12 protein-coding genes are annotated in these 10,489 nt (G+C 34.2%); 3 read left to right on the top strand and 9 right to left on the bottom strand.

Features of this window, described 5'->3' with window-relative positions:
- Window positions 1-89: 89 nt before the first annotated feature.
- The 9 genes from CD128_RS10100 to CD128_RS10060 all read right to left on the bottom strand — a co-directional run bounded on the left by CD128_RS10100 (window position 90) and on the right by CD128_RS10060 (window position 7,645).
- Entirely contained in the window at window positions 90-1,253 is a 1,164-nt protein-coding gene (locus tag CD128_RS10100; RefSeq protein ID WP_103329784.1) for an FAD/NAD(P)-binding protein, read from the bottom strand.
- A gap of 121 nt (window positions 1,254-1,374) precedes the next feature.
- Window positions 1,375-1,731, bottom strand: coding sequence for a Na+/H+ antiporter subunit G1 (locus CD128_RS10095; protein WP_103329783.1), 357 nt, complete (start codon window positions 1,729-1,731; stop codon window positions 1,375-1,377).
- A complete protein-coding gene (locus tag CD128_RS10090; protein WP_103329782.1) occupies window positions 1,709-1,999 on the bottom strand; it encodes a Na(+)/H(+) antiporter subunit F1 in 291 nt (96 codons plus the stop codon). Before CD128_RS10090 ends, CD128_RS10095 begins: the two co-directional genes overlap by 23 nt.
- Window positions 1,999-2,478, bottom strand: a complete 480-nt coding sequence (locus CD128_RS10085; protein ID WP_103329785.1) for a Na+/H+ antiporter subunit E — start codon at window positions 2,476-2,478, stop codon at window positions 1,999-2,001. The genes CD128_RS10090 and CD128_RS10085 overlap by 1 nt, the downstream gene beginning before the upstream one ends.
- Window positions 2,479-2,480: 2 nt before the next feature.
- On the bottom strand, window positions 2,481-3,977 hold the full coding sequence (locus CD128_RS10080) for a Na+/H+ antiporter subunit D (protein WP_103329781.1): 1,497 nt from the start codon (window positions 3,975-3,977) through the stop codon (window positions 2,481-2,483).
- On the bottom strand, window positions 3,964-4,311 hold the full coding sequence (gene mnhC1 / locus CD128_RS10075; RefSeq protein WP_103297632.1) for a Na+/H+ antiporter Mnh1 subunit C: 348 nt from the start codon (window positions 4,309-4,311) through the stop codon (window positions 3,964-3,966). Before mnhC1 ends, CD128_RS10080 begins: the two co-directional genes overlap by 14 nt.
- The gene (locus CD128_RS10070; protein WP_103297631.1) at window positions 4,311-4,739 is read right to left on the bottom strand and encodes a Na(+)/H(+) antiporter subunit B; all 429 of its coding nucleotides are present in this window, start codon (window positions 4,737-4,739) and stop codon (window positions 4,311-4,313) included. The genes mnhC1 and CD128_RS10070 overlap by 1 nt, the downstream gene beginning before the upstream one ends.
- Window positions 4,720-7,131 (bottom strand): Na+/H+ antiporter subunit A, encoded by a 2,412-nt coding sequence (locus CD128_RS10065; protein ID WP_103329780.1) that lies wholly within the window; start codon window positions 7,129-7,131, stop codon window positions 4,720-4,722. Before CD128_RS10065 ends, CD128_RS10070 begins: the two co-directional genes overlap by 20 nt.
- Window positions 7,132-7,264: 133 nt before the next feature.
- The gene (locus CD128_RS10060; protein WP_103329779.1) at window positions 7,265-7,645 is read right to left on the bottom strand and encodes a kinase-associated lipoprotein B; all 381 of its coding nucleotides are present in this window, start codon (window positions 7,643-7,645) and stop codon (window positions 7,265-7,267) included.
- A 68-nt stretch (window positions 7,646-7,713) separates the two neighbouring features.
- Between CD128_RS10060 and CD128_RS10055 the strand changes: the two genes are divergently transcribed.
- From CD128_RS10055 to CD128_RS10045, 3 genes are all read left to right on the top strand, one after another.
- Entirely contained in the window at window positions 7,714-8,316 is a 603-nt protein-coding gene (locus CD128_RS10055; RefSeq protein ID WP_103329778.1) for a peptidylprolyl isomerase, read from the top strand.
- Window positions 8,317-8,630: 314 nt separating this feature from the next.
- Window positions 8,631-9,011, top strand: a complete 381-nt coding sequence (gene ygs, locus CD128_RS10050) for a S1 domain-containing post-transcriptional regulator Ygs (protein ID WP_103297627.1) — start codon at window positions 8,631-8,633, stop codon at window positions 9,009-9,011.
- Window positions 9,012-9,267: 256 nt separating this feature from the next.
- The gene (locus tag CD128_RS10045) at window positions 9,268-10,395 is read left to right on the top strand and encodes an NADH-dependent flavin oxidoreductase (protein ID WP_103329777.1); all 1,128 of its coding nucleotides are present in this window, start codon (window positions 9,268-9,270) and stop codon (window positions 10,393-10,395) included.
- Window positions 10,396-10,489: the final 94 nt, after the last annotated feature.

Raw genomic sequence — 10,489 nt, 5'->3', positions numbered from 1 at the left:
AAAAAATTATAAAAAAGACAATTTCTATATTATTTCAATAGAAATTGTCTTTATTTACTTATCCAAGAACTTTATGTCCCGGACTCTTTTTATGCAAACTTACTTTTAGAATCATTTAATTTTTGAAAAGCATTGTAAATTCGTTGCGCTGCTTCTCTTCCGCCCATAATATTTCGCGCAAATGGTCCTAACTCTAAATCGGCTAAACCTCCAGCTACAAATAGTTGAGGCAACCATTCTAAGTCAGAAGTTATAGCAGGTAAACCACATTGCGTAAGAGGCGCTTGTTCATGTTGAATCAATGATTGAACCATATTTTGTTTTAATAATGTAGCTTCGAAACCTGTGGCTAATAGAATGAAATCATAAGGTGTGCTCGATGTTTCTGTAATAATTTGATGATTTTCAAGTTTTATAATCTTGTCGTGATGAATGATTAAACGTCCAGATTGAACATGCTTTTTCAAACGTAAATATAATTCTTGAGGCATCGAACCTTTATGGCGCGCCTCAGAAATGATTTCCATTCGTTTTTCAGAGGAAGTTATTTCTAAGAATGGACCCATATTTTTTGGCCCTAACCATCCTGGATCTGCATCAAAGTGGTGAATATCAATCTCTTTATTCATCCACAGATGAACGACTTTATCGCTTGATTGGTTCAATAATTTAAGCGTTAAATGCGCTGCTGAAATACCACTCCCAACGACATGTGAACTTAGTTTAAACATATTTGGATTAAATTCTTTTTTGAAAATGTGGCAAACGTCGCTTTCATTTTCAAAAAGAAAAGGAATATAAGGTTGGTGATTACAACCATGCGCCAAAACTACACAATCTGTATTAAGAACTTGCGCATCAGACAAATAAATTCTCCATTGTGAACCAGTGCGCTTAATCTGATTCACGTAGCCTTGAAGGTGGCTATCATTTAAACGATAGCGATGCACTAGTTCATGAACATGATGCATAAACATGTCTGTTTGAGGGCGTTGATAGCGACCATAAGTAGCATTCGTATATTGTTGATACTTTGCAAATTGCTTTAGATGAAATGGATTGGGATGAATATGATGGACGATAGGTGAACGTAAAAAGGGCATACTAATTCTATGAGTGAAGTCATTAAATTGTTCACATAAAGAAGAATAGGGATCAACTATAGTTAAGTTACCAATCGAGAGACCTGCTTCACGTAATTTAATTGCGATAGTTGTACCTTGAATACCACCGCCAATAATAGTCCAATGCATAAAAACACTTCTTTCTTTTATAAAACGTAATAATTACGATTTATAATATCATAAGTCAATTTAGATGACAATAACTTAAAAAGCTCTAGTCGAAAAATCATTCGACTAGAGCTTTAAATCATTATATTTTCTTGTTGTTAAATTCATCTTTGAGATCGTCAATTTTAGTATCTTTCGTATAAGGTGTTTTATTATTATAAGCAGCTCTCATAATTAAGTGACTTGAAAGAGGGCCTGTAATAAAAATAAAGATAATACCAAAAATTAATTGCATATTAATATACTTTTCAGTACCAATAAAGTATAAGAAAGTACCAAATAGTAAGAACATAGCACCTAATGTTGCTGACTTACCTGCGGCATGGCCACGCGAGTAAATATCTTTCAAACGTATCATACCAATAGCGGTAACGACACTGATGAGTGTGCCAGCAATGACAAATAGAATAGATAAGCTAATCATGACCGTTGCTATCATGTTCAATCACCTTACCTTTATCTATATATTTTGAAAATACTGCTGTACCTAAAAATGCCAAGATACCGATTAATAAAATGGCTACAAGTAAATATTGAGCGCCTATGAAAATACTATATAACGCCACGCATGCCATTAATTGTAAACCTACGGCATCAAGCGCTAAAATTCTATCGGCTAAAGTAGGACCTTTAATAACGCGAATAAACATAGCTAACATAGAAAGTACTATAATGATGAGTGCAATTAGCATAATGAGTTTTACCATTAGTCTTCGCCCACCTCTCTAACCACTTTTTCAAGGGATGATTTAATCCCTTCAATTTCTTCTTCCTTCGTACTAAAATCAATCGCATGGATATAAATCTTAGTTCTATCATCACTAATGCCTAATACGACCGTTCCTGGCGTAAGCGTGATTAAATTAGATAGTAGCACAATTTGCCAATCTGTCTTTAAATCTGTGTGATAAGTAAAAAATCCAGGTTGATTTTGTAGTTTAGGTTGTAACACAATTTTTAATACATCAATATTTGCTTTAATTAATTCTATAAGGAATACAATAATAAGCTTGATGATTTTATAAACTCGTATTAAATAAAATTTGCCAGGTAAAGCTTTATTTAATAAGTAAACAATTCCTAACCCAAGTAGGTAGCCTAGCAATAAATTATTTAATGTATAACTTCCACTTAAAAATAACCAGATGAATGCTAAAAGAAAATTTAAGGTAATTTGAATGGCCATCATTATCTACCTCCTAATACACTATGAATATAAACGCTAGGATCATAGAATGATTTGGCTGCTTCTGATATTAATGGATATAAAAAGTCGGCAGATAAACCAAATAATACAGTGATAACGACGGCTATAATTGAAATCGTTGCCGAGTAGTTAACATTTAATTTTTGATTTACATTATAACCTTTAGGTTCTCCGAAGAAGCCTTTTAAGAATATACGTATCACAGAATAAAGTACTACTAAGCTTGATAATAATATGATAATACCACTAACGTAGAATCCTTTTTCAAATGTAGCCTGCACAATATAATATTTCCCATAGAAACCGCTTAAAGGCGGGATACCTGCTAAGCTCAATGCAGCTATGAAGAATGACCATCCAAGAACAGGATAAGCTTTAATTAAACCACCAAACTCTTTTAAGTTTGTCGTTTTAGTAATTTGGTACATCACACCAATAAGTAAAAATAATGCAGTTTTTACTAACATATCGTGTAATGTGTAGTAAATTGCACCAATAATTCCAGCTTGGTTCATCATTGCTACACCGACTAAAATAACGCCAACTGCAATCATAATATTATAGATAATAATCTTTTTAGTATCATAATATGCGATAGCGCCAACTGATCCAAAGATAATCGTTAGAAGCGCTAAGAATAAAATTGTATAGTGCGAAAAGCTAATAGTATTTTGGAAAAATAAGCTTAGTGTTCTTGCAATGGCGTAAACACCGACTTTAGTTAATAAAGCACCAAAGAAAGCGATAATTGCAAATGGTGGCGCATAGTATGAACCTGGTAGCCAGATATACATTGGAAATGCACCAGCTTTTGTTGCAAACACAAATATAAATAAAATAAAGACAATACTTAAAAGACCGCTATGTGTATGATTAAGTTCTGCAAGCTTATCACTGATGTCTGCCATATTTAACGTACCTACAACGGAATATAAAATACCTACTGCAATAACAAAAAATGTTGATGTCACGATATTAACGAGTAAATATTTCACTGTTTCACGTAATTGTATTCTTGTACCACCTAATACCAGTAGGGCATAAGAAGACATTAAGAATACTTCAAAGAATACGAAGAGGTTAAATATGTCTCCAGTTGTAAAGGCACCAATAATACCAACTAGCATAAACATAATTGAAAAATGAAAATAATAGCGTTCTCTATCAATGCCAGCTGTCGTTACCGAATAGGCAGTAATAAGAATTGTAATGATAATGCTAGTTACAATAAGCATGGCACTAAATGAGTCTAATAAGAAGATAATGCCATAAGGTGCTGGCCATGAACCTAATTCAACTTTAAGAGGTCCGTATTTAACGACACTGATTAAATTAATTATTGCTACAGCTAAAGTTAAAGCTAATCCAATTAATGTGACATAACGTTTAGCTTGAATACGTTCCCCTAGAAAGATGAGTATGATCGCAGTGATAATAGGTACAACTAATGTAAGGACTACTAAATTATTTACCATCATCTTCAGGTACTCCTTTCATTAGTTCTACGTTGTCTGTACCTAATACTTTGTACGTTCTAAAAGCTAATACTAAGAAAAACGCAGTTGTCGCAAAAGCGATAACAATAGCCGTAAGTATTAAGGCATGAGGGATAGGATCTACATATTGGGCAATACCTTTTTCATAAATAGGCATTTCGCCATGTTTTAATCCACCCATTGTAATTAAAAATAAATTTGATGCATGTGTGATTAATGTTGTCCCCATAACAATTCGTATCAAACTTTTAGATAAAACGAGATAGACACTAATTGCTGTGAGGATACCACATACAATAATCATGATAATTTCCACTATTCGTTCTCTCCAATCGTTATAATAATTGTCATGACTGTGCCGATTACTGCACACATTACGCCGAAGTCAAAGAACATTGGTGTGTTCATATGCACAGGTTGAAGAAGGGGTAACGGAATGTTGAATTCTGTATGCGTGAAAAAGTTCTCTCCATAGAACCAACTTGCAATAGGAGTGCCTACACAAAACAACAGTCCAATTCCTATTAATATTTTAAAATCCCAAGGGAATACTTTGCGCATCGTTTTAATATCAAACGCAATTGCAATAATTGTTAAAGCACTTGAAAGTAATAATCCGCCGACGAAGCCGCCACCTGGTGTATAGTGTCCTGCGAAGAATAAACTCATGCCAAATAAAACGATGAGGAAAGCGATAATGACAGCTGCGTATTGGAACATTAAATTATTTTTCTGTCTGTTCATCGCGTTTCACCTCACTTGTTTTATGTTTACTGCGTAATTTGATCATGGTATAAACACCTAAACCAGCGATACCTAGTACTGAAGATTCGAATAATGTATCCATACCACGGAAGTCAACTAGGATGACGTTAACCATATTCTTACCATGTGCTAAATCATAAACATGTGCTTTGTAGTATTCGCCGATTGAAGTGAAATGGCGATTACCATATGCAATTAAACCTAATACAATCACGACTAAACCTACACCAATGGAAATGATAGCATTGGTTATTTTAAAAGAAGGTTTCTCGTTATAGCGATTCAAATTAGGTAAGTGATAGAAACATAATAAGAATAAACCAGTAGAAATAGATTCTACGACAAATTGAGTTAACGCTAAATCCGGTGCTTTGAAAAAGACAAATAATACCGAGACTGAATAGCCAACTACACCAAGCATGATAATACTGAACAAACGCGATGATGCGAATACTATCATGAATGATGCCACTATTAAGATAAGAAGAATGACAATTTCATAAATATGAATATTGTTAATATCTTTAAAATTAAAGCTAAATGGCACGCTAAATAGCGTTACAATCGTCATTAAAATTAACATACCAAAAATAATCACTAAACTATCTCTAACGTAGCCATTTACATAACTATTTGTCATTTTCGCTGACGTTGTTGGTAACCATTTTCCAGTAGAATCGTACCAATGGTTAAATGTTAGTTTCGTTGGCTGAGCTTGTAATAATCGAATCCAGTAACCAAATGTAAGTAATAGTAATATCCCTACAATCCAAATAGTTAATGTTGAGATGAAGGCAGGGGTTATACCATGGAACATATGGAACTCAGCGTGTGTATTTGATAAGTTACTAATCGCTAATGTAGCTGGTTCAATAATCGTTTGGGTCAATAGACCAGGCGCAAAACCAAAGACAATCACTAAAATAGCTAAAATACTAGGAGAAATTAGCATTAAGATTGAAACTTCATGTGCCTTCTTAGGTAATGCATTCGGTTTGTGCTGACCGAAAAATATATGTAAGACGAATTTAATCGAATACACGAAAGTAAAAATACTACCTACAATAGCTAAAACCGGGAAGATAATCCCTAATGTATTAAGGCTAAAGATATGCGCATGAGAGACTTCAATCATTGCTTCTAAAAATTTCTCTTTAGATAAGAACCCGTTGAATGGTGGTACACCGGCCATACTTAAGGCTGTGATGACTGTAATTGTAAATGAAATAGGCATAATTGTAAGTAAACCGCCCAATTTCTTCACGTCACGTGTGCCAGTCGCATGATCAACGGCACCAGTAACCATAAATAATGCGCCTTTAAATGTAGCATGGTTAATTAAATGAAATACTGCAGCAGTGAATGCAGCTACGTAAAGTTGACTTTGACTACCTTCGAAATGGTAACTCACCGCTCCAATGCCTAACATAGACATAATCATACCGAGTTGAGAAACGGTAGAGAAAGCCAAGATACCTTTAAGATCTTGTTGTTTCGTAGCATTTAACGAAGCCCAAAATAGCGTGATAAGCCCGACTAATGTAATAGTCCATATCCAACCTTGTGAAATGGCAAATAGTGGAGTAACACGCGCTACTAAATATAATCCAGCTTTTACCATTGTTGCTGAGTGCAAGTAGGCACTGACTGGTGTAGGTGCTTCCATTGCATCGGGTAACCAAATATAAAATGGTACTTGTGCAGATTTAGTAAATGCACCTAGCATGATTAAAATCATTGCTAAAGTGAATAATGGACTGTGCTGTATGACGGACGCATTTTCAAGTAAATGATGGAGGCTTAAAGAATTTCCAACTAGAGAAATAAGGATGAAGCCACCAAGTAAACTCAATCCTCCAAATACGGTAATGATTAGTGATTTCTGAGCGCCGTAGATAGAGGTTTGTTTCTCTCTCCAAAATGAAATGAGTAAGAAACTTGAAAATGATGTTAACTCCCAAAATAGATATAAAATGATTAAGTTGTCTGAGAGTACAACTCCCAACATTGCACCCATGAATAGTAATAAATAACAGTAAAAGTTCCCGAGTTGTTCAGATTTACTTAGATAGCCGATAGAATATAGTACGACTAAACTACCGATACCGGTAATGAGTAAACTAAACAATATACTTAAGCCATCTAGATATAAATCAAAGTTCATACCGATATGTGGCATCCAATTTAACGTATTTATTACTGTATTACCTGACTGAGTAGTCGATATAAGAGATAAGAAATAAATAAATAAGACAACAGGAATAGGTAATACAAACCAACCTAAATGAATCTTCTTAGAGAATCGATAAAGGATTGGAATAATGAGTGCAAATATTAACGGTAAAATGACCGCAATATGTAACAAACTCACTATGTTTTCCTCCTTTAAAAATATTTATGGCATACATTATACATGAATCATTCCGTTCTGAAAAACGGTGAAAGCCCATGTAAACAGTGATTTTCTAGAACTTGTTAAATAAGAAGAAACACGTCAAAATTACTTAGAAAAATTTTTGTTTATATAGAATTGAGTAGTCATTTTTTAGGTTTTCAAGATTATTTAAAGCCATTTTTGAAAATTCTGTGTCTTGTTGTTTTAAATCATTTTCCATTTTTGTGATAGCTTGTTGAAGAGAGTCTTCATATTTCATTTCTTCAACATTAAAGTCGCGAAGTTGTGAACGTGTTGCATAACGTTTTTCGTAATGACTTAAGGCACGACGTTCATGAAAGAAGACACCTTCTACTTGGCCAGGATTGTGTAAATCACCTTGTTTAGGATGTTTGATAACTTGTTCAACTTGAACAAGTACTTGGTCGTCATTCTCCTCTTTAATCGTAACGCCATAAGCGCCTGTCTTATGTGAGAATCGATATAACATGCTATATTACTCCCTTTCAAATATGTTAATATATACCTATATCATCATAACATGAATGGAGAATCTAAATGACTAACTATCCACAGTTAAATAAAGAAATACAAGATAATGAAATTAAATTAGTTATGCATACAAATAAAGGGGATATGACATTTAAATTATTCCCAGATCTCGCACCTAAAACAGTTGAGAATTTCGTAACACACGCGAAAAATGGTTACTACGATGGCATTACTTTCCATCGTGTAATTAACGATTTTATGATTCAAGGTGGCGACCCAACTGCAACAGGCATGGGCGGAGAAAGTATCTATGGCGGTTCATTTGAAGATGAATTCTCAATGGAAGCTTTTAATTTATATGGCGCGCTTTCAATGGCCAATGCTGGACCAAACACGAATGGTTCACAATTCTTCGTTGTTCAAATGAAAGAAGTACCAGAAACAATGTTAAATCAATTAGTTGATGGTGGTTGGCCAGAAGAGATTGCTAAAGCTTATAGTGAAAAAGGCGGTACACCTTGGTTAGATCAAAAACACACTGTATTTGGTCAATTAATTGAAGGTGAAACAACGTTAGAAGATATTGCTAATACTAAAGTAGGCGCTCAAGATAAACCAGTTCATGATGTGGTTATCGAATCAATCGATGTTGAAGATAGAAAAGCGTAAGTGAAACGTTAGAATGTGATTTAATTTCTAATGAGAGCTATTAATAAGCTGATTTCACAAACAAAATGTTCAATTAAATAACTTTAGAAATAGAACGAGTCGATAAATAGTTTGTCGGCTCGTTTTTTGAATACTTTTTCTTGAGAATTGGTTGCGTTACCGCCTCACTAATATATAGATTGAGTTAAATCAAATAGTGAAGTTTAAAATTAATGAATAATTGAAAATAAAATTTTATCCCTTAATAGTTAGTCCAAGTATACATTTTATGCTATTATAAATATGTTAAGAATATCGAATAAGGGGTTATCAAGTTGAATACTCACTATAAAGTAGGTCAGCATATTAAAGTGCGTGTGACTGGCATTCAACCGTATGGCGCTTTTGTTGAGGCCCCTGACCATACTGAAGGACTAATCCACATTTCAGAAATCATGGATGATTATGTCCATAACTTAAAAAAATTTCTATCAGAAGGACAAATTGTTAAAGCGAAGATTTTATCAATTGATGATGAAGGAAAACTTAATTTGTCACTCAAAGATAATGATTACTTTAAGAATTATGAACGAAAAAAAGAGAAGCAGTCAGTATTAGATGAAATTAAAGAAACAGAAAAGTATGGGTTTCAAACACTTGAAGAACGCCTACCGGTCTGGATTAAGCAGTCTAAACGTGCGATTCGTAATAATTAATTGACTGTAAACACGCTAAGCTAACGTTATTTACTCACAATAACGTTAGCTTTTTTGATTTTATTGCGTTGTGGGCCAGTAGCATGTGCTTGAATACGCGGATGAGATGACTATGATCACTTTCTTTCATGATTAAAAACTATATTTAAGGGAATTAAACTTAAGGATGTATGCATGCACATGCAAGCAAAAAACTAGAGAAAAATTTTCTATCCGTGCTATAGTTTGGGCATAAATAAGGAGGAAAGGAATCATTATGAATACTAAATATGAAAAGTTATTTGAAACAGTAACATTACCTAATGGCGTTGAATTAAGAAATCGTTTTGTGTTAGCGCCTCTAACACACATTTCATCAAATGATGATGGAACGATTTCAGACGTTGAAATTCCATATATTGAAAAACGTGCTAAAGATGTAGGTCTAGCACTTAATGCCGCAAGTAATGTGAATGATATTGGTAAAGCTTTCCCAGGACAACCATCCGTTGCACATGATTCAGACATTGAAGGTTTAAAACGCTTAGCACAAGCTATGAAGAAAAACGGTGCAAAAGCTTTAGTACAAATTCACCATGGTGGTGCGCAAGCTCTACCAAACTTAACACCTAATGGCGATGTCGTAGCGCCAAGTCCTATCTCACTTAAAAGTTTCGGCCAAGAGCAAGAACATGATGCAAGAGAAATCACAACTGAAGAAATTGAACAAACAATTAAAGATTTCGGAGAAGCGACACGTCGCGTGATTGAAGCAGGTTTCGATGGCGTTGAAATCCATGGCGCCAATCATTACTTAATCCATCAATTCGTTTCTCCATATTATAATCGAAGAAATGATGAGTGGGGCGACCACATGAAGTTCCCTACAGCTGTTATAGATGAAGTGCTTAAAGTGAAAGAACAACACGCTAATAAAGACTTTATCATTGGTTATCGTTTATCTCCTGAAGAAGCAGAATCACCAGGTATTTCAATGGAATTAACTGAACAGTTAATTAAGACAATTACTGAGAAAGCGATTGATTACGTGCATATTTCAATTGGAGATATCCATTCAGAGACACGCGAAGGTAAATATGCTGGTCAAGAACGCTTGAAATTAATCCATGAATGGGTGGATGGTCGTATGCCAGTGATCGGTATCGGCTCAGTATTTACTGCCGATGATGCATTAGATGCGATTGAATCAACAGGCGTGGAATTAGTCGCACTTGGACGTGAAATTCTATTAGATTATAATTTCATTGAGAAAATTAAAGAAGGAAAAGAAGACGAAATTATTTCTTACTTCGATCCAGAACGTGAAGATAAGCATGAATTAACACCAAACTTATGGCAACAATTTAACGAAGGATTCTATCCATTACCACGTAAAGATAAATAATAAGTTAAGAGAGCTTGTACTGTGCCATGCAGTACAAGCTTTTTGCGTGCTACAGTCATAAAAAATTAATATTAAAGTTATCCGAAAATTTTTA

The sequence above is a fragment of the Staphylococcus croceilyticus genome, assembly GCF_002902575.1.
GTDB lineage: Bacteria > Bacillota > Bacilli > Staphylococcales > Staphylococcaceae > Staphylococcus > Staphylococcus croceilyticus.
Note: the sequence above shows the minus strand (reverse complement) of the source record. Positions and strands in the feature narration are given on the sequence as shown.